This window comes from Actinacidiphila acidipaludis (assembly GCF_019890725.1).
GTDB classification, from domain to species: Bacteria; Actinomycetota; Actinomycetes; order Streptomycetales; family Streptomycetaceae; genus Actinacidiphila; species Actinacidiphila acidipaludis.
Window position 1 is genome coordinate 1 of the sequence record NZ_JAINZZ010000049.1, and the last position, 19,816, is coordinate 19,816.

The window sequence follows — 19,816 nt, forward strand, 5'->3', positions numbered from 1 at the left end:
CGGCGGACCTCGTGGGTCTCGGCGGGGTGCATCGGGGTCTTGATGGTGCCCGGGGACACGGCGTTCACGCGGACGCCGCGGGTCGCGTACTCGATGGCCAGGGACTTCGTGGCGGACTGCAGGCCGCCCTTGGTCAGCGAGGCCAGCACCGACGGGACGCGGGAGTCGGCGTTGTCGACCAGGCTGGTGGTGACGTTGACGACGTGACCGCCTCCCTGGGTGAGCATCCGACCGATCGCCAGCTGCGTGATGTGGAAGACGCCGGTGAGGTTGATACCCGTCACGGTGGCGTAGTCGTCCGCGGTGTAGTCGGTGAACGGCTTGGCGACGAAGACGCCGGCGTTGTTGACCAGGGTGTCGACGCGCCCGAACCGCTCGACGGCGGCGGAGACGACGCGGTCGGCGGTGGCCGGGTCGGCGATGTCGCCCTGGACCGTCACGAGGTCCGCGTCGCCCGAGGGGGCGATCGTGCGGGACGTGGCGACCACGGCCCAGCCGGCCTTGCGGTAGGCCTCGACCAGTCCCGCGCCGATGCCCTGCGATGCGCCGGTGATGACTGCGACCTTCTGGTTCTGAGAGTTCATGGTGACCTTCGTCGTGTGGGTTGGTGCGGTGGCGTTTCCCGGTACTAGCCGACCGGTCAACTAATAGAAGTAACGCACCCTCGCGACGTGAAGTCAAAGTTCCGGAGGGGTCCGCCCAGGACCTGCTTCCTCCCAGGTGGGAGGCTGGGCCTCTCAGTGCGGGCAGGCGTCAGGACGGCCCGGCGAGAGGGGGTTGCGGGTGTGGGGCGGGGGCCGGGCGGCGCGGTCAGGCCGCCGTGCCCGCGCCCGCCGCGTGGGCGCCCAGGATGGCGAGGCAGTTCCGCCAGAGCACGCCGAGCTGCTCACTGTCGTTGTAGAGCTTGGCGAAGAGGACCTGGCCCTCGAGCTGGGCCACGATCGCTCGGGCGGCCTCGCGGGGGTCCGAGACGGCGATCTCGCCGCGCCGTGCTGCCTCGGAGACCACCTCGTGCACCATGTCGACCTGCGCCTCGAAAATGTGCTGCAGGCGCGCGCGGATCGGCTCCGCCTGGTTGCTCAGCTCCAGCGTCAGATTGCCGAACATGCAGCCGGTGACGGTGCCGCAGCTCCGCTGGCCGGCCTGCTGGCCCGCCTCCGTCTCCTCGAAGAGACTCCGCAGACGTTCGAGCGGGGCGGCGTCCGCGCTCAGGACACGGTCCCAGTCCGCGCGCTGGGCCTCCCAGTGCTCGTCGAGCACGGCCAGGCCGAGCGCCTCCTTGGAGTCGAAGAAGTAGTAGAAGCTGCCCTTCGGGACGCCGGCTTCCTTGCAGATCTCGGCGGTGCCCAGGGCGGAGTAGCCTCGCTGCGCCATGAGGGACTGAGCGGCGCCGAGGATCCTCTCGCGTGCGTTGCTGGTACGGCCCATATCACCAATATACGACCGACCGTCTACTTATGTCTGTGGTCCAGCGCTCATGAGTGGCCGCAGCGGTCGGACGGCCGGGGCCGCCCTCCCGCTAGTGCTTCCGCTGGGCGTCCGTGCCGGTCCCGCTCACCGAGCCCGTGCCGCCGTCCGCCGCCGCGGGTGCGTTCTGGGTGCCGAGTAGGTCGAGAAGCACCATGGCGTCGTGGTCGGCGCTGCCCGCCTCGGCGTAGTAGACGACCAGACGGTGGCCCGGGGTGTCCTCGAGCTGCATGGGCTGATAGCCCAGCGTCAGATCGCCGACCTGGGGGTGACGGAAGCGCTTGGTCCCCGCGCGGTGGGCGCGGACGTCGTAACGCTCCCACAGGTGGGCGAAGTCGGAACTCTTGAGCAGCAGCTCGCCGACGAGCTGGGCGAGGTCCGGGGCGTCCGGGTCGGTGCCCGCCAGCGCCCGCAGCCGGGCCACGCACCCGCGGATCTGGCCCTCCCAGTCGGGGAACACGTCCCGGGCGGCCGGGTGGAGGAAGTAGTACCGGGCGAGGTTGCGCTGCTTGGCCGGCCAGTCGTCGATGCCGGCGTACAGCGCCAGACCGCCGGGGTTGGCGGCGAGGACGTCCAGGGTGCGGCTGAGCACGTAGGCGGGGCTCGGCCGCAGGTTCTCCAGCATCAGCCTGATGCCGGGCCGCACGGTACGGCTCGGCGCCGTCGGCGGCTCCGGGGCGATCCGCGCGGCCCGCGCGGCGAGCTGCCGCAGATGCTCGTGCTCGTCCCCCTCCAGCCGCAGCGCGCGGGCCAGCGAGTCGACGACCGCGGGGCTCGGGTGCGTCTCCCTGCCGCGTTCCAGCCGGGTGTAGTAGTCGATACTGACGCCGGCGAGCGTGGCGAGTTCCTCGCGGCGCAGCCCCGGGGTGCGGCGCACCCCCGGACCCGTCGGCAGGCCCACCTCGGCAGGCGTGAGCTGCGTCCTGCGCGCCCGCAGGAACCGCGCCATGTCGTTGCTGTGCTGGTCAGGGGTCACCTTTCCAGCATGCCAGCCCTTCGTCGCGGAGCGGACCGGCTCTGGGGGGCCGTGTCACTCCCTGGAACGCCGCTCCCCGGTACCGCTCGACCTGCCACTCGGCCCCGTCACGCGCGACGGTGGGGGAGCCGCACAGGATCCGTCGATCCGGCGGCGACTCCGCACGGGCTGTGATCACCGCGATCAGGCAGCCCTCCGAACCGGTACGAGAGCAGAGCACACCATGCGCAACACCACCCTCGGCATCAACGGCCCCGAGGTCGGCGTCATCGGTCTGGGCGCCATGGGCATGACCTTCGCCTACGACATGGCGACCCCGCGTGACGAAGCGACGTCCATCTCCGTGATCCACCAGGCGCTCGACCTGGGGGTGACCCTGATCGACACCGCCGACGTCTACGGCCCCTACACCAACGAGGAACTCGTCGGCCGGGCCCTGGCCGGCCGGCGCGACCGTGCGGTGATCGCCACCAAGGTGGGCATGGAGGCCATCGACCCGACCGGCGGCCCCGGCGGCTCCCCGCTCGTGAAGCCCAACGGCCGTCCCGAGCACGTCCGTTCGGCCATCGACGACAGCCTCCGCCGTCTGGGCACCGACCACATCGAGCTGTACCAGCTTCACCGCGTGGACCCCGAAGTGCCGCTCGAGGAGACCTGGGGCGCCCTGGCCGAGGCCGTGCAGGCCGGCAAGGCCGGCCACATCGGCCTGTCCGAGGTGAGCGTCGAGCAGATCAAGCGTGCCCAGGCCATCCACCCGGTCACCACCGTGCAGTCCGAGTTCTCGCTGTGGACGCGTGACGTGCAGGCCGAGGTCCTGCCGTACTGCGTGGAGCAGGGCATCGGCCTCCTGCCGTACTCCCCGCTGGGCCGCGGCTTCCTGGTCGGACGGTTCGCGTCCTTCGACGAACTCCCGCAGAACGACCAGCGCCGCCGCCTGCCGCGCTTCCAGCAGGAGAACCTGCGGGCCAACCTGGCCATCGCGGGCAAGGTCCGCGAGGTCGCCGAGCGGACCGGGTTCACCCCGGCACAGGTCGCGCTCGCCTGGCTGCTCGCGCAGGGGCCGCACGTCGTCCCGATCCCGGGCACGAAGACCCCGAAGTACCTCGCCGACAACGTAAGCGCCGCTGACGTCCGCCTGTCCGCGGAAGACCTCGCCGAGCTCGACGCGATCCCGGCGCCGGAGGGCGCCCGCTACTGAGAGTTGGCCGGCGCGGCGGGGGAGTCCGTCCCCCGCCGCGGCACCGGGCGGGTCGACGCGTCAACGGCCGGAGAACCGAAGGACGACGGCCCGGCGGCCGGGCCAGGTCGGCGGATGAGCGATCTTCGGGCGCGGCACCGGGAAGCGACGGCAGTGGCGACGGCCCTAGTGACGTCGGTCGACCAGGTGGCGCTCGGCGTGCCGATCCCCTGCGGGCACTGGGATCTGCGGCAGCTGCCGGCACACATGACCGGCCAGAACCACGGCTTCGCGGCCGCGGCCCGGGGTGAGGCAGAGGTGCTGAGCGCCACGGTTCCGATCGCCCTCGCCGTGCGCCAGGGCGACGACGCCGGCCGGACGGACCGCGCGGCCTTCGCGCCGGTCGTGCCGGCCGCCGAGGACGCGCCGACGCTGGACCGCATCGTCGCCGTCCTCGGCCGCGACCCCGGCTGGACACCTCCGGCGGTCTGACGGAATCAGCGGCGTCGTCGGCCGATCGGCGCCGGAGTGAGCCGGACCAGCGTGTTCAGGACGTGGTCGATCCCGTCCCGGGACGGCTCGTCCGTCAGGTTCGTCAGCAGCCGGGCCAGCCCCCCGATGAGCGCGGGACGGCCGGTGATGTAGTGGTTGAGCAGGGGTGCGAAGCCCGCGCGGCTCAGGACGTACGTCGCGGCGAAGTTGCCCAGCCGGTAGTAGCGGCCCCACCGGCGGTTCAGCTCGTCCGGATATCCCCGAAGTACCCGCTCGCGGCCCGGTCCCTCGGGACGGGTCAGGGCCAGCGCGGCCACCTCGGCCGCGGCCTCGCCCGACTCCATCGCCTGGCAGATGCCCTCGCCGCTCCAGGGGCTGATCGAGCCCGCGCTGTCACCCACGAGCAGCAGCCCCCGCCCGTACTGCGGACGGCGGTTGAGGCCCATCGGCAGCGCCGCGCTGCGCACCGGGCCGTCCGCGCCCGCGTCGTCCAGTCCCCATTCCGGCGGTGTCTGGGCCAGCCACGCGTTCATGGACCCGCGCAGGTCGGCCGAGCGCTGGTGACGGCGCGTCAGCAGGCCGAGACCGACGTTCACCCGGCCGTCGCCCATCGGGAAGATCCAGCCGTAGCCGGGCAGCCGGTGACCGGTGGCGGGGTGCCGCACGTCGGCCCACAGCTCCAGATACTCCTCGCTCGAGCGCAGCGGGCTGCGATAGTAGCGGCGGACCGCGGTGGCCATCGGACGGTTCTGGTCGCGGTGCGCGCCCAGGGAGACCGCCAGCCGCGCCGAGGCGCCGTCGGCCGCGACGACCAGCGGTGCGCGGTGCACCACCGGTTCGCCGTCGGGTCCCGCGGCGGCCCGCACGCCCACGACGCGCCCGGCGCGGTCGGTGAGCGGGGCGGTCACCTTGACACCGGTGTGCAGGCGGGCACCGGCCGCCTGGGCGTGCCGGACGAGGATCTCGTCGAAGTCGTGGCGCGTCCGGGTGAGTCCGAAGTCGGGGAAGCGGGCCAGCACCGGCCAGTCGATGAGGACGTCACGGTCGCCGCAGACCCAGCGCATGCCACGGGAGCGGTGCCAGCCCTCGCCGGTGATGTCGACGCCCATCCGTACGAGCTGGTGGACGGCGCGTGGTGTGAGGCCGTCGCCGCAGACCTTCTCCCGGGGGAACTCGTCCTTCTCCAGCAGCAGGACGTCCACGCCGGCGCGGGCGAGGTGGAAGGCCGTGCTGGAGCCGGCCGGTCCCGCGCCCACGACGATGACCTGAGCGTCCTGGGCGGTGGTGAGGTCGCCCGGCCGGGCGGCCCGGGGCTGCGGGGTGGCGTCCGGTTCGCGCGAATGCCCGGGCGTCTTCGGGTGCTGCGAGTCGTTCTTGTCCCTTGCGTCGTCCACGTCACCCATCGCTACCCCTCCGGGCGGTCCTCGAAGCGGAAGTTGCGGCAGGTGAGGTGTGGGGTCTGTGGAAATGCGGTGCCGTGTACGGCCGGGAGGCGGCCCTCCGGCGTCCTCGCCCGGCTCATCGGGCACGGTCGGGGCCCGGGCCCGCCGTACCGGAGTCGCCCGCGCGGCGTCCGCCGGCGCTTGGCTGCGCGGCCGGCGTGCGGGGCGGAAGGCGGTGCAAACGGACGTCGGAGAGCGCGCCGTTGCGCGCCGTCGCGGTCATGTACGTGCAGTGGGGCTGCCGCCTGCGGTCGGTGGGCGAGCCGGGGTTGAGCAGCCGCAGGCCGCAGCCGGCCGTGGTGTCCCACGGGATGTGGCTGTGCCCGAAGACCAGGACGTCGGCGTCGCCGTACAGCTCCGCGCAGCGCTCCTCACGCCCCCGGGCCGGCCCGGTCTCGTGCACCACCGCGAACCGCACGCCCGCGAACTCGACGCGCGCGATCTCCGGCAGGCGGGCCCGCAGCCCCGGCCCGTCGTTGTTGCCGTACACCGCGACCAGCCGGCGGGCCCGGGCCTCGAACAGGTCGAGCGTGGCCTCGTCCACCCAGTCGCCCGCGTGGAACACGACATCGGCCGCGTCCATCGCGGCCAGCAGCTCGTCCGGCAACCGGCGCGCCCGCTTGGGCACGTGCGTGTCCGTCGTCAGCACCAGCCGCACCCCACACCCTCCACCACCTCGACACCCAGCCTCCAACCCCGACCTTCCCACGCCGGTGCTTTACCAGCCCCGCTGACGGCGTGTCGGCGCGTGCCGCGGACAGCGGAGACGTCCGACGGACCACGGCGCCCCGCTACGTGGCCGGCCTGTCGCTGCCGTCTGCTTGGATGCGGCCCAGAGCTGTCAGGCCGGCGGTGGCGTCGGGACTCGGAGGTCGGCGAGGACGGCGAAGTGGTCGGAGGGCCAGGTGCCGGCGACGGGGGTGTCGCCGGCGCGGCGGACGGCCAGGACGGAGCCGAGGCCGTCGGCGGGGGGCGGCCCGACGTGGATGTAGTCGACGCGAACGCCGGGTTCGAAGCCCGCCGCGACATGGGGATTGGCCGGGCTCCAGGTCGCTGACGGCTGCGCGGGGTCCGCGTACTCCCAGGCGTCGAAGAGGACCCTGCCGGGAACCGCGGGGGCCGTCTTGTACCCGCCGAACAGCCGCACCTCGTCGGAGTCCGGCCACGCGTTGAAGTCCCCGGTGACCACGGGCGGGAAGCCGGTGCCACCGCAGCGCGCCGCGACGAACCCGGCGAGCGCCCGGACCTGCCGGCAGCGCAACGCCGACGCGTCGAGAGCCGCGGAGAGGTGCGCGGTGAAGAACGGCACCTGGTGCCGAGGAGCGTCGACACGGGCGTAGAGGGCGGCGCGGCCGTCATCCTCGCCCGGGCCGGACGGCAGCTCCAGGGTCGCGTGCTCGGTGATCGGCCACCGGCTCAGTACGGCGTTGCCGATGCCGACATGCGCGTCACCCAGACGCCGTTGCCAGGACTGCGGCGCGCGGGACGGCGCGAACGTCCCGTGCATGCCGAGGCGGGACGCCAGCCACCCGGCCAGGTCCTCCCCATCGGCGGCCCACACCTCCTGCAGGCCGACGATGTCGGGCCGCAGCTCGTCCAGCACCGTGAGAATGGCCTCGCGCCGTTCCTGCCACGGACCGAAGCGCCACCACAGGTTCCACGTCAGCACGCGCATGCCGGGTACCGCCCTTCCTCGCCCGGGACGGCGGTCAGGTCTGGGGCGAGGTGGTCCGGGTGGCGGCCCATTGGCCGATGCGGGCCGAGATGTCGGCGAAGTGCTCGGCGATGCTGGCGGCCGCCGCGTCGGGGTCTCGGGCCTCGAGGGCGGCCAGTACCTGGCCGTGCTGCCGCACCACGTGCTCGTGGTCGGTGCGCGGCTTGGCCATGTCGGCCTCGAGCTGCCGGTAGACGTCCCAGAACAGCGCGATGAGCTGGAGCGCCAGCTCGTTGCCGAGTGGTTCGTACAGCAGCTCGTGGAAGCGGCGGTCGTGGCCGGCCCGGCCCTCGTCACCGCCGGCGGCGAGCGCCTCCAGCTCGTCCCGCAGCCGGTCCAGATCCGCCCGGCTCAGTTCGCGGGCGGCCCGGCGGATCAGCCCGCTCTCCAGCAGTGCCCGCACCTCGACGATGTCCAGCAGCGCCCGCGGGTTCTCGCGGCGCACCCCCAGACGGGAGTGGAACAGCAGGCCGGGTGCGAGCGAGCGCAGCGCCCCGGTGCCCACGTAGGTGCCGTAGCCGTGCCGGACGTCCACGATGCCGAGCGCCTGCAGGCCCTTGAGCGCCTCCCGCACCGAGTTGCGGCTGACGCCGAGCGTGCGCATCAGCTCGGGCTCCGGCGGCAGGGGGTCGCCCGGGTCGAGGTCCATCGCGACGACCATGTCGACGATCCGGTCCTGGACCGAAGGCGGCCGCAGCCTCTCCGGCACCGGCGACACCGTGGCGGGGGGCTTGCGCTGCGCTGGCATGGAGCCTAGGTTACCGCCACGGTAGGACGTCGGACATCCTACGTCCTACCTTCCCGCCCACCTGCTCTCGAGGATGCGAGCCGCATGAGCAACTCACCCGCCCCGCCGCTGCGGTGGCGCGCGACCCTGGCCCGACAGGACTGGAAGGCGTTCACCGCCGCCTGGCTCGGGTACGGCATGGACGGCTTCGACTTCGTCCTGATCACCCTGGTTCTCACCGAGATCAGCAAGGATTTCCACCTTTCCACGATCCGGGCGGCGACCCTGGTCTCCGCGGCCTTCGTGTCGCGCTGGTTCGGCGGCCTGGCCCTCGGCGCGCTCGGCGACCGCTTCGGGCGGCGGCCGGCGATGGTGCTGAGCATCTGCCTGTACGCCGTCGGCTCGGTCCTGTGCGGTTTCGCCTGGGGATACTGGTCGCTCTTCGCGTTCCGCATGATCGTCGGCCTGGGCATGGCGGGCGAGTACAGCGCCAGCGCCACGTACATCATCGAGAGCTGGCCGCAGCGGATACGCAACACCGCCAGCGGCATGCTGCTCTCCGGCTATCCGCTGGGCAGCGTGCTGGCCGCCAAGACGTACGCCTGGGTGGTGCCCCACACGAGCTGGCGGGTGCTGTTCTGGATCGGGGTCCTGCCCGTGGTCCTCGCCATCTACCTGCGCCGGCGGCTGCCGGAGGCCACCGACTGGCAGGAGGCAAGAAAGGCCGGGAAGCCACAGGTCAGCGCCACCGGGCGGCTGTTCGCCGGGCGCGCCGGACTGTGGAACCTGCCGGTGTGCGTGGTCGCGGCCGTCGCCCTGCTCGTCGTGCTGCGCGGCGAGTCGCTCGCGGTCACCCTGTCGCTGGTGGCGGTCATCGCCGCCTGTTTCGTGGTGCTCGCCGTCGGCTTCGCCCAGCACCTGTGGCCGGTCGTCGTGGCCCTGATGGTCACCGTGTTCTGCGCGTTCCTGTACTCCTGGCCACTGCAGTCGCTGCTGCCCACCTACCTCAAGACGGACCTGCACTACGACCCCGCCCAGGTCTCCGACGCGCTGCTCTACGCGGGATTCGGCTACGCCGTCGGCAGCGTCGTGGTCGGCTACCTCGGCGACCGGTTCGGCACCCGGCGCGCGTACGTCGCCATGCTCGTGGCGTCCCTCGTCTTCGTGTATCCGGTCTTCGCGCTCGGCGAGGGCCACACGGTCGCGCTGTGGGTGCTGCTCTTCCTGCTCGTCGGCACGAGTTCGGGCGCGTCGGGCGTCCTGCCCAAGTACGTCAGCGACCACTACCCGGTGGAACTGCGCGCCGCCGCCCTCGGCTTCAGCTACAACGTGGGCGCGCTGGGCGGTGCGGCCGCACCGGTCCTCGGCGCCAAGCTCGCCCAGCCGCTCAGTCTCGGCACCGCCATCGCGGTGCTGTCCCTCGCCGTCACCGCCGTCGTGGTCCTGCTGATCGCGTTCGATGTGCCCGCGCGTGTGCAGCGGGCCGCGGACGCCCGTCGCGCCGACCGCCCGGCGAGCACCACCTCGTTCCCCACCAGTGAGAAGGTCTGATGTTCCACGGAGTCATCCCGCCCCTGTGCACCCCGCTGACCGACGACGGGGAGGTGGACACCGCGTCGCTGGAACGCCTCACCGGCTTCCTGCTCGGCGCGGGCGTGCACGGCCTCTTCGTCGGCGGCTCGACAGGGGAGATCGCCCAGCTCTCCGACGACGACCGGGACACCGCCCTGCGCACGGTGGTCGCCACCGCCGCCGGTCAGGTGCCGGTGCTGGCGGGGGCGATCGACACCGGCACACGACGGGTGCTCGACCACGCCCGCCGGGCGCAGGAGCTCGGCGCGGACGCGGTGGTGGTGACCGCGCCCTTCTACGTCGGGATCGGCGAGGCGGAGGTACGGGCGCACTACGAGTTGCTGCACGCCCGGCTCGAACTACCCGTCGTCGCCTACGACATCCCGTCGAACGTCCACGTCAAGCTGCCGTCGGCGCTGGTCGGCGAACTGGCCCAGGCCAAGGTCATCACGGCGGTCAAGGACTCCTCGGGAGACCTGGAGGGCTTCCAGAAGGTCATGAACGGTACGGCGGGCAGCGGCGCGACGTGCCTGACCGGGTCCGAGACGCTCGCCGACCTGGCGATGGCGCGCGGTGCCGACGGGATCGTGCCGGGCCTCGGCAACGTCGACCCGCACGGGTACGTGCGGCTCTACGAAGCCGCCCGCGCGGGGGACTTCGCGGCCGCACGCGAGGAACAGCGGCGGCTCACCGCCCTGTTCGGGATCATCGACGTCGCCGACCGCGGCAGGGTGGGACCCATCTCGGCGGCCCTCGGAGCGTTCAAGGCCGCGCTCGCCTCCCGCGGGGTGATCGCCTGCGCACGGGCGCAGGAGCCGCTGCTGCCGCTGACGGCGGACGAGGCGCGGCGCGTGAGCGCTCTCGTCGAGTCGGCGGGGCTGAGCCGGGTGGGCTGAGAGGCGAGGGCGGGCGCGGCTCCGGGCTTCTCGGGGCGCGCGGGCGTCAGGTACGGGCCGAGGAACCCGTACGGGTCGAGGAACCTGTACCGGCCGGGGCACCCGGACGGGCCGAGGAACCCGGACGGGCCGGGGCACCGGACGGGCCAAGCAGGCAAGGACCCGAGCACGCAAGGACCGAGCACGCAGCGACCAGAGCACGCCGGGACCCCAGCACACAGGGGGCCGGCGCGTGGGGGCCGCAGCACCTACTGAGCGCAACACCAGGAGGCAGCCATGCCGTTCGACCGCCGTCGGTTCGTCGCCGTTCCGTTCGCCGCCGGGATCCTCGCGTGGGCCGGGCAGTCCGCCCGGGCGGTCGCGGCGGAACCCGCGGGGCCGCACCCCGCGGGGTCACCGCGATCCGGCCCGGGCGGCGGCGTCCCGGCAGGGCACTCCGAGCCCGCCGCCCCCAACTCCCCGGCACCGGCAGCTCCGTTCGAGGAGTCCGTTCCCTACACCTCGGGTACCGAGGGCTACGCCTCCTTCCGCATCCCCGCGCTGATCCGTACCCGTCGCGGCACCCTCGTGGCGTTCGCCGAGGCCCGGGCCGGCAGTTCGGACACCGGCAGGATCGTGGTCGTCGCCAAGCGCTCCCGGGACGGCGGCCGCACGTGGGGGCCACCGGTCGTGGTGGCGGGGGACGGCACCGGCACCCAGGGAAATCCCAGCCCCGTCGTGGACCCTCACACCGGCGATCTCGTCCTGCTCACCTGCACCAACGCCGCGGAGGCGACCGAGGCCGCCATCATGGCCGGCCAGGTGCGGGCGGGCGACGGACGCCGGGTGTGGGTGCAGCGCAGCACCGACGACGGCCGCACCTTCAGCCCGCCGAGTGAGATCACCGCCCGGGCGAAGCGGCCGGAATGGCGCTGGTACGCCACCGGCCCCGGACACGCCATCGCCCTCACCGCCGGCCCGCATCGCGGCCGGCTCGTCGTCCCGGCGAACCACTCCACCCCACCGCCGCCCGGGTCCTCGGACACCGGCACCGAGGCGAAGTACTACGGCGGGCACTGCCTGCTCAGCGACGACGGCGGTAGGACCTGGCGCATCGGCTTCACCGACGACACCCCCGACGGCGTCGTCAACGCCAACGAGTCCACGGCTGCCCAACTCCCGGACGGAAAGGTCTACTTCAACGCCCGCAACCAGAACGGCACGGCCCCTGCCCCGCGGGTCGACGCCTGGAGCAGGGACGGCGGCGCAACACTCGTGCGGCCGTACGCGCCGCAACCCGCCCTGGCCGGTCCCGTGGTGCAGGGCAGCGTCCTGCAAACGCCCGGCGGCCCACTGGTGTTCGCCGGACCCTCCGACCCCTCCGTCCGGGCGGCGATGGCGTTGCGCGTCAGCGACGACGAGGGCCGGACCTGGGCCACGGCGATCACACTCTCCCAACTCCCGGCGGGCTACAGCGATCTCACGCTCGTCGACGCCGGCACCCTCGGCCTGCTCTACGAGACGGGCACGTCGTCGCCGTACAGCACGCTGGTCTTCGTCCGCATCCCGCTGCCCGCCCTGCGCCGCTCCTGACGCCCCGGCGCGGCACCGCCAGCACCGCCTCAGTGCGGCCAGGGTCACGGCGACCCGGGTGTACGCTCCCGCACGTGCCGAGCCCCGAGGTGTCGTACTTCCCCGCCCGTGACGGTGTGCGCCTGGCGTACCGGGAGGTGGGGACGGGAAGACCGCTGGTCCTCCTGCACGGCATCACCGGCGACGGGACGCTGTGGCTGGCCCGCGGCCAGGTCGGGACGCCGGCCGCGCGGGAGCACCGCGTGATCCTCCCGGACTTCCGCGGCCACGGCCTGAGCGCCAAGCCCCAGGAGGCCTCCGCCTACCCGCCCGACGTGCTCACCGACGACGCCCTCGCGCTCGTCGAGCACCTGGGCCTGGAGGACTACGACCTCGGCGGATACTCTCTGGGGGCACGGATCGTCGTGCGGATGCTGGTGCGTGGCGCAGCACCGCGGCGTGCTGTCGTCGGCGGTCAGGGGCTGCGTGAAGTGATCGGAACCGGGGGAGGGGCGGGGACGTTCCTGCGGCGGATCTTCGCCACCCCGGAATCGGTCGAACCGGGTTCGGCGGAGGACCGGGCCGCCCAAGCGATGCTGGCCCGCGGTGAGGACCCGGTGGCCCTGCTGCATGTGCTGGACTCGATCGTCGACACGCCGGTGGAGTCGCTCGGCGCCGTCCAGGTCCCGACGCTCCTCCTTATGGGCGCCGACGACGAACGCGCCGCCTCCGCACATCAGTTGGCCGACGCCCTGCCGCAGAGCACCCTGACGCTCGTCCCCGGCGACCACGGAAGCGCCGTCGCCGCACCGGAGTTCGTCAACGCCATGGCGGACTTCCTGACCGCAGGTCCCTGACACGGCCCGGTGCTGGTGCCCGAACGACACGGTGCGGCCCCGAACGGCGCCGTCGTGCGACACCCCAGGGCGCGGCCGGAATCTCCGGAAAACAGGGCCGTCACGGCGGCGGGAAAGGGGTCGTCCCGGGCCTGGGCGGGGGAGGGACGAGGCGCAGCCCCGGATCCGGGACGCCCGTGCCCGGGCCGGGTGCGGCAGGGCCGCACGGACCCGCTCACGGCTTCGCAACATAGGCTCTGACCTGGTGTTTTCTCGTGATTTCCCTAGGCTGGGGGCTGGCTCTTGAGGCTGTCGAGGGGAGATGTCGTGGGGGAGAACGCGTTCCGGTACGACGCCAGTCACATCACGGTCCTGGAGTGGCCGCAGATCGTACGGAAGCGACCCGGGATGTACGTGGGCACGACCACACAACGCGGTCTGCACACCATGGTGTTCCAGGTGATCGGACGGTCCGTCGACGAGGTCCTGGACGGCCGCGCGAGTCGGGTGACCGTCACGCTGAGGGCTGACGGCGGTGTGTGCGTCGCCGATGACGGAGGCGGTGTGCCCATGGCCGGGTCCGGGAGCGGCGATGGGATCGCGCTGGAGGACCTGCTGACATGCGACTACGTCTGGTCACGGGCCGATGGCCGCCGACGCGTGCTCGTCAGCTCGATCGGCCTCGGTCCCTTCGTCGCCAACGCCCTGTCGACCCGCATGACGGCCGAGGTGGAGAGCGGGGGAGCGCGGGAGGTCCGGGAGTACGCGCGCGGCGTCGCGACCGAGCCGGCCGTGGCCGGGGGTCCGGCGACCGGTGACGGCACCACCATCACCTTCTGGCCCGATCCCGAGATCTTCCCTGATCCGCACTGCGCCTTCGACGAGCTCGCCGACCGGCTGCGCGAAGTGGCCCTCCTCAATCGCCGTCTGGACCTGACGCTGACCGACGAGCGCCCCGCCGACGGCCCGCTCTCCCTCCGCCTGCACTTCCCGGGCGGCGCGCGGGAGTTCGTCGCGTTCCTCGATGCCGGGGCGGGCGGGCCCGCCCAGCCGGAGATCTTCGGCTTCGAAGTGGAGGACGAGCGGTCGGCCGGGACGGTGGAGGTGGCTCTGCGGTGGCGTGACGATCCGGAGGAGCGGATTCACGGCTTCGCCAACAGCCGAGCCACGAAGGCCGGCACACACCTTCTGGGCCTGCGCGACGGTCTGGCGGCGGCACTCACCGCCTACGCCCGTCAGCAGGGGCTGCTGCCGGAGACCGCTCCCGACCTGAGCCCGGAGGCCATCGGCGTCGGCCTGACCGCCGTGGTGTCGGTGAAGCTCGACACCCCGGAGTTCGAGGGCGCCACGCGCGGTGTCCTGGGCGGCACCCAAGTGCGCTCCGCCGTCGCCGGGGCCGTGCGTGACCACCTCGGGGCGTGGCTGCGAGCCGATCCCGCACGGGCCGCCGCAGTCGTCCGGCGGGTGCTGCGGGGTGGCGAGGGCCGCTGAAACGGTGCGCGGAAAACCGCGCCACGCCCGCTGAGGCCGGCGCCTCCGCGCCCCGGGCCCTCGCGTCGCCGGACGCAGCGACGTGCCCCTCGCCAGGGTGACACCAATTCGTTGTCAACCAGATGGGCCCAAGCGGGAGTTGTTAAGGGTGGGACTTCCCGAGCGGCCGCTCGTACCCGGGGCTGCCGCGACCCTTTTCAGGAGGTACGCAATGCCGATCCTCACGCCCGGCCCCCGCCGGCACCGGTATCGAGGCTTACTGGCGGCCGCCCTTGCCGTGACCGCTGCCGTAACTCTGCCCGGCTCGGCGACTGCGGCGGCCACGACGTCGGCCGCTGCGCACACGCCGGAAGCGGTGTCCGCAACGGTGTCCGGCGGGCCGTCGTCGCACGCCCCAGCGGACGCCTCGTCACTGACTCTGGTGACGGGGCAGAAGGTCACCGTCCGCAAGGACGCCACAGGCCGTACGTCCTATCTGCTGCAGCCGGCCGGTGCGCAGGACGACGGCGTCGTCTCCTGGCAGCCGGGGGCGGACGCCGACCACTACGTGGTGCCGGTCGACGCCCTGCCGTACCTGGGCAGGGGGCTGGATCCCTCGTTGTTCGACGTGACGGCGCTGGCGCGCACCGGCCCGGCGGACGAGGCCCGGATACCCGTCACGCTCGCGTTCTCGGCCGGAACCGCTCCCACCGCGCCTCCCGGCGTCACCCTGACGTCGGTGGCCGGCACGACCGCCCAGGGCTATCTGGCGCCCGGCGCGGGCAGGGCGTTCGCCGCCCGGCTGCACCAGCGCATCGCCGCCGACGTGGCGGCAGGACGCCGCCCCGGCAGCACACCGCTGACCGACGGACTCGCCGACATGACCGCGGGCGGCACCCGCGCGGCCGTCACCGACGCGGCCGGGCCTCGCGTCGTCACCCCGCACTACCCCCTGCACATCCTGCAGGTCACGGCCACCGACGCGCTCGGCGCTCCGGCCGACACGGACGCGTTCGTGATGAACAACGACTCCCTCGCGCGTGAGGCCGCCGACATGCCGGTCGCCGGCGGCCTCGGCCGGATCGCCGTGCCGGCCGGCAACTACACCGTCGCGACGGTCTTTCCCACCTGGAACGACGACGGTGACCTCACCGATCTGCGCCAGGTGACGGCGCCGGACGTCACCGTGCCGGACACCGGGACCGGACCCACGGTCGCCCTCGACGCCCGGACGGCCACCGCCACCGTCAGCCTCACCACGCCGCGCCCCTCGGTCCGCGAGGTCACCGCCCTGGACGTGGAACGCGTCGACGCCACCGGGCAGGCTGCCGCGAGCATGGGCGTGTCGACCTGGAGCGGCACCGCCCACATCGCGGTCGCCCCGGCGTCCGCACCGAGTATCGGCAGGCTCCAGTACCGGACCCGGTTCGACACCGTCGCCACCGACCCGGCCGACGCCTACCGCTACGACGTCGCGTTCAGCGCCGACCACATCGACGCCGACCAGGCGTACGCCGTGGACCCGAGCCGGACGGCGACCGTGCACCACAGCTTCTCCACCGATCCGGCGGCCGCGGACACGACCGGCTCGCTGCTGGCCGGCCCCTACGACAGCGGCTATCCGTCGGGCACCGACGAGGTCTCGGGATACTCGTTCCTCACGTTCCCCGCACGACTCACCGAGTACGTGCAGACCTACCCGGGAAGCCTCTGGTCCGAGACCGTCTCGGGACCCGCGGCCATGATGCACGGCGACGCGCGCGCCTTCGCCGCGGGCCGGACGTACGCCGTCGACTGGTTCCACGGCCCCCTCGCACCCACCCTCGGCCTGCACCACACGGACGACACCAACTCCTGGTGCCTGATGTGCACGGCAGGCCCGGTGGCCTCGCTGAACTACCAGACCGCCGGGGACAGCGACCCCGACCACTCCGGGTTCGGATTCCGGAACGCGAGCCTGACGGCCTACGTCGACGGGGAGCCGGTGGCCTCGAACCCGTACGCCGGGGCGGTCCTCACCGGGGTGCCGACGGGCGCCGCGACGTACCGGGTGGTGCTCACCACCGATGCCGGCGGCGACCCGAGCGTGAGTCAGTCCACCCACACCGTCACCGACCTGACGGTGAAGAGCCCGGCCACGCCGGACCCGGCGAGCGCGCTGCCCGCGTCGGACTCCTGCGACGGCGCGAGCGCCGACACCCCCTGCCAGATCCTGCCCGCGCTGACCATGAGCTGCGACCTGGCCGCCGACCTCACCGACACCGGCAGTTCGGCTGTGCAGGCGATGACGGTGGACGTCGGCCACATCTCCTACGGCGGCAAGGGCTCGACCGCGCCGGTCACGTCGCTGACCGTCCGGGTGTCCTTCGACGGCGGCACGACCTGGCGCACCGCGACCGCCGCCGGGACACAGGGGCACTACGTGGCGCTGTGGGCCAACCCCGCCTCGGCCGCGGCTGCTTCGCCCGTTCTCGAGGTCACTGCGAAGGACACGTTGGGCGGTTCGCTCCGGCAGACCATCACCGACGCGTACACCGTGGCGGCGGCGCCCGCGAGCCGGTACTGACGCGGCCGCGTCGAGTCCTCCTTCCCCCATCCCGACGGCTTCCCTCGCGCGGGCCCGCCACCGCGGGCCCGCGCGGACAGGAGGAGATCCCACCATGTCATCCCAACGGACAAGGCGCGCACAGCGCTTGACCACCGCGGTCATCGGTCTGACCGCCGCATTGGGCGCGTTGCTCCCCGCCACGGCCCAGGCGGCCGCGGACACGTCGCCGTTACGGCCCGTGCAGGCGGCCACCAGCGCGAACAGCGTGACGAACAGGTCCAGTTCGGTCCCGGGCTTCGCTTCGGCGGCGGGCACCCGCGCCGCCGACACCGTCGACGTGTGCGGCGCGGCGACTCCCGGCTTCGCCCGCTGCCTCGCGCAGGTCCGCACCGACGTGCACGGCGGAACCGGCCCGCGCGGCAGGGCGGCCAGGACCGCGGCGGGCGCGGACCCGGCGGATCTGCCCGACGGCCTGAGCCCGTCCGATCTGCACGCCGCCTACCAACTGCCCCTCACCGGCGGTGACGACCAGACCGTGGCCATCGTCGACGCCGGAAGCTACGCCGGCGCCGAGTCCGACCTGGCCGTCTACCGTGCCACCTACGGGCTGCCCGCGTGCACCACGGCCAACGGCTGTTTCCGGCAGGTCGATCAGCGGGGACAGGCCACCCCGCAACCCGACGAGGGCTGGGGCATCGAGATCGCCCTCGACCTCGACATGGTCTCGGCCGCCTGCCCGTCCTGCCACATCCTGCTGGTAGGCGCCGACTCGCCCGCGGTCGGCGACCTGGCGGCCTCGGTCGACACGGCCGTGGCCCTCGGCGCCGACGAGGTGTCCAACAGCTACGGGGCCACGGAGTACAACGGCGTCGCCGCCCACGCGGCCGACTACGCCCACCCGGGCGTGGCGATCCTGGCGTCGTCCGGCGACTCGGGTTACACCGTCCCCAGCGTACCCGCGGTGTATACGAGCGTCATCGCCGTCGGCGGCACCTCGCTGTCCCGCTCGGCCGGCGCGCGCGGCTGGACCGAGACCGCCTGGAGCCGCGCGGGCAGCGGCTGTTCGGCGTGGATCGACAAGCCGGCCTGGCAGACGGACGAGAACTGCCCCGGGCGGACGACCGCCGACGTCTCGGCCGTCGCCGACCCGCAGACCGGTCCCGCCGTCTACTTCACCAACCCCAACGGCGGGGGAGGCGGCCACGTGGCCGCCACCGCCATCGACCCGGGCTGGACCATCGTGGGCGGTACCAGCGCGTCCTCCCCCTTCCTGGCGGGCGTGATCGGCCTGGCGGGCAACCCGGGCCGCTACCCGGACGCGTCTTCCTTCTACACGCACGCCGCGGACCTCAACGACGTCGTCGGCGGCGCCAACGGCCCTGACTGCGGCGGCGACTACCAGTGCAACGCCGTCCCCGGCTACGACGGCCCGACAGGGAACGGCACGCCGAGGGGGATCGCCGCCTTCTGACGCGGCGAGGTCTCCGTTCGTCCCGCGCCCACGAGCCGGTGACGGCCCGCCGCTCTTGCGACGGCGGGCCGTCGTGACGGACCGTCTCAGCCCAGGTACGCCGTCAACTCGGCCACGATGGCGTCGAAGGCGTTGAGCAGCAGCGACAGATGTCCTTCGTCCGGTTCGAGGTGCGCCGTCGCCAGCGGCAGCCGCCCGGCCAGCCAGCGGCCGTGGGCGAACGGCACCATGCGGTCCTCGGCTCCCTGCCACAGGGACACCGGCGTCTTGACCCCGCCGAGGTCGAATCCCCAGTCGGAGACGAACGCGAGGTCGTCGTCCCGCCAGCCGGCGACACCGGCCGAGACGGAAGCGCGGAAGAGGGCCGCCGTGTAGTCGGCGAACGTGTCGGTGAGGGCCCGGCGGTCCACCTCGGACACCAGGTCGCCCAGTGCCGCGGCGATCTGGGCACCCTCCACCTCCGCCAGGACCGGCACCTGCGCCTCAAGGAAGGCGGTCAGCGGCGCCTCCCCGGCGCCGGCGGCCGCGAACTCCTCGATGTTCTCCGCGCCCATGCCACTGAGCCAGTCCAGTCCGTCGGCGAGGTACGGGGCGACACCGGCGATCGTCGCCGCACCCAGGCAGCGCCCCGGCAGCAGCGCCGCGCAGGCCAGGGCGTGCGGCCCGCCACCGGACCAGCCGGCGGTCAGGAAGCGGTCGGCCCCGAGTTCGTCCAGGAGCGCCGCGACGTCGGCGGCCACCGCGGCGACCTTGCGGCCGGGCTGCGGTGTCGAGAGCGCGTAGCCGGGCCGGCTGTAGGCCACCAGTCGCAGCCCGTGCCGGTGGGCGGCCTCGACCATCGGCTCGAAGAACAGCGCGGCGGACGGGGTGCCGTTGTGCAGCACCAGAGGTGTCCCGTCCGCGGGGCCGGCCACCAGGTACTCCAGCGCGCGCCCGTCGGCGAGATGCAGGATTGTCATACCGGGAACGTACGGCACCGCGCTGTCTCCGCGGACCCGGAACCGGAGCCGGAACCGGATCCGCCACCGCCACCGCGCCGTCCCCGGCAGCCGTGCGCCGGTGCGACCGTTGTATCCGATGTGTTTCGGCCTGACCGTATCGGTGAGGCGAACAGATGAGGATTCACCGACACACGGAGGCCGTGAGTGACCGAGCGCAAGCATGAACAGGACGCAGCCCGGACCGGCCGCGAGGACCGCGACGACCGCGACAGGCGGAAGGACCGGGACGAGCGGGACGACGACGGGCGCAGGGTCGTCGACGAGGGAACGCCCCTGCCCAAGGGATTGACCTCGCCCGGCGAGGGCATGGACGACGAACCGGTCGAGCCCCGGCAGTCCAAGGACTACGTCTGACGCCGGGCTTCCCGGCCGTTCCCCTCGCGGCATGCTGCCGCTTCCCCAGGGAAAGCGCGCACCAAGGCCCGTACAGCGCCACGGCGGCACCGAGCGCCGCCAGTGAGTGCACGCCGTAGCGG

General features: G+C 73.2%; 18 protein-coding genes. 10 read left to right on the forward strand and 8 right to left on the reverse strand.

What is annotated here, in order from left to right; all coding sequences use genetic code 11:
* The 3 genes from K7862_RS28065 to K7862_RS28075 all read right to left on the reverse strand — a co-directional run.
* Positions 1-584, reverse strand: a 584-nt coding sequence (locus tag K7862_RS28065; protein WP_222967398.1) for an SDR family NAD(P)-dependent oxidoreductase, incomplete at its 3' end; no start/stop codon positions are given.
* 226 nt (positions 585-810) lie between these two features.
* The gene (locus tag K7862_RS28070) at positions 811-1,428 is read right to left on the reverse strand and encodes a TetR/AcrR family transcriptional regulator (protein WP_222967399.1); all 618 of its coding nucleotides are present in this window, start codon (positions 1,426-1,428) and stop codon (positions 811-813) included.
* 91 nt (positions 1,429-1,519) lie between these two features.
* The gene (locus tag K7862_RS28075; protein ID WP_222967477.1) at positions 1,520-2,416 is read right to left on the reverse strand and encodes a helix-turn-helix transcriptional regulator; all 897 of its coding nucleotides are present in this window, start codon (positions 2,414-2,416) and stop codon (positions 1,520-1,522) included.
* A gap of 250 nt (positions 2,417-2,666) precedes the next feature.
* On the opposite strand from K7862_RS28075, the gene K7862_RS28080 reads away from it, so the two are divergent.
* Both K7862_RS28080 and K7862_RS28085 read left to right on the forward strand, forming a co-directional pair.
* Positions 2,667-3,641 (forward strand): aldo/keto reductase, encoded by a 975-nt coding sequence (locus K7862_RS28080; RefSeq protein ID WP_222967400.1) that lies wholly within the window; start codon positions 2,667-2,669, stop codon positions 3,639-3,641.
* A 114-nt stretch (positions 3,642-3,755) separates the two neighbouring features.
* On the forward strand, positions 3,756-4,112 hold the full coding sequence (locus K7862_RS28085) for a maleylpyruvate isomerase N-terminal domain-containing protein (protein WP_222967401.1): 357 nt from the start codon (positions 3,756-3,758) through the stop codon (positions 4,110-4,112).
* A 5-nt stretch (positions 4,113-4,117) separates the two neighbouring features.
* Here the strand turns inward: K7862_RS28085 and K7862_RS28090 are convergent, their stop codons facing one another.
* The 4 genes from K7862_RS28090 to K7862_RS28105 all read right to left on the reverse strand — a co-directional run bounded on the left by K7862_RS28090 (position 4,118) and on the right by K7862_RS28105 (position 8,016).
* The gene (locus K7862_RS28090; RefSeq protein ID WP_222967402.1) at positions 4,118-5,515 is read right to left on the reverse strand and encodes a geranylgeranyl reductase family protein; all 1,398 of its coding nucleotides are present in this window, start codon (positions 5,513-5,515) and stop codon (positions 4,118-4,120) included.
* Between the two features lie 115 nt (positions 5,516-5,630).
* The gene (locus K7862_RS28095; RefSeq protein ID WP_222967403.1) at positions 5,631-6,212 is read right to left on the reverse strand and encodes a metallophosphoesterase family protein; all 582 of its coding nucleotides are present in this window, start codon (positions 6,210-6,212) and stop codon (positions 5,631-5,633) included.
* Positions 6,213-6,395: 183 nt separating this feature from the next.
* On the reverse strand, positions 6,396-7,229 hold the full coding sequence (locus K7862_RS28100) for an endonuclease/exonuclease/phosphatase family protein (protein WP_222967405.1): 834 nt from the start codon (positions 7,227-7,229) through the stop codon (positions 6,396-6,398).
* 34 nt (positions 7,230-7,263) lie between these two features.
* A complete protein-coding gene (locus tag K7862_RS28105; protein ID WP_222967407.1) occupies positions 7,264-8,016 on the reverse strand; it encodes a FadR/GntR family transcriptional regulator in 753 nt (250 codons plus the stop codon).
* Between the two features lie 84 nt (positions 8,017-8,100).
* Between K7862_RS28105 and K7862_RS28110 the strand changes: the two genes are divergently transcribed.
* The 7 genes from K7862_RS28110 to K7862_RS28140 all read left to right on the forward strand — a co-directional run bounded on the left by K7862_RS28110 (position 8,101) and on the right by K7862_RS28140 (position 18,339).
* On the forward strand, positions 8,101-9,546 hold the full coding sequence (locus tag K7862_RS28110; protein WP_222967409.1) for a sialate:H+ symport family MFS transporter: 1,446 nt from the start codon (positions 8,101-8,103) through the stop codon (positions 9,544-9,546).
* A complete protein-coding gene (locus K7862_RS28115; protein ID WP_222967411.1) occupies positions 9,546-10,463 on the forward strand; it encodes a dihydrodipicolinate synthase family protein in 918 nt (305 codons plus the stop codon). Before K7862_RS28110 ends, K7862_RS28115 begins: the two co-directional genes overlap by 1 nt.
* A 276-nt stretch (positions 10,464-10,739) precedes the next feature.
* Positions 10,740-12,035, forward strand: coding sequence for a sialidase family protein (locus K7862_RS28120; protein WP_222967413.1), 1,296 nt, complete (start codon positions 10,740-10,742; stop codon positions 12,033-12,035).
* Between the two features lie 74 nt (positions 12,036-12,109).
* Positions 12,110-12,871, forward strand: coding sequence for an alpha/beta fold hydrolase (locus K7862_RS28125; RefSeq protein ID WP_222967415.1), 762 nt, complete (start codon positions 12,110-12,112; stop codon positions 12,869-12,871).
* A gap of 306 nt (positions 12,872-13,177) precedes the next feature.
* Entirely contained in the window at positions 13,178-14,341 is a 1,164-nt protein-coding gene (locus K7862_RS28130) for an ATP-binding protein (protein WP_308012227.1), read from the forward strand.
* 421 nt (positions 14,342-14,762) lie between these two features.
* Positions 14,763-16,886, forward strand: coding sequence for a hypothetical protein (locus tag K7862_RS28135; protein ID WP_222967416.1), 2,124 nt, complete (start codon positions 14,763-14,765; stop codon positions 16,884-16,886).
* Between the two features lie 127 nt (positions 16,887-17,013).
* Positions 17,014-18,339: a S53 family peptidase gene (locus K7862_RS28140; RefSeq protein ID WP_222967417.1), complete on the forward strand. Its 1,326-nt coding sequence runs from the start codon at positions 17,014-17,016 to the stop codon at positions 18,337-18,339.
* 86 nt (positions 18,340-18,425) lie between these two features.
* On the opposite strand, the gene K7862_RS28145 is transcribed toward K7862_RS28140, so the two are convergent.
* Positions 18,426-19,298, reverse strand: a complete 873-nt coding sequence (locus K7862_RS28145; protein WP_222967418.1) for an alpha/beta fold hydrolase — start codon at positions 19,296-19,298, stop codon at positions 18,426-18,428.
* A gap of 186 nt (positions 19,299-19,484) precedes the next feature.
* Here K7862_RS28145 and K7862_RS28150 point away from each other — a divergent pair, with 186 nt between their 5' ends.
* Entirely contained in the window at positions 19,485-19,694 is a 210-nt protein-coding gene (locus K7862_RS28150) for a hypothetical protein (protein ID WP_222967419.1), read from the forward strand.
* Positions 19,695-19,816: the final 122 nt, after the last annotated feature.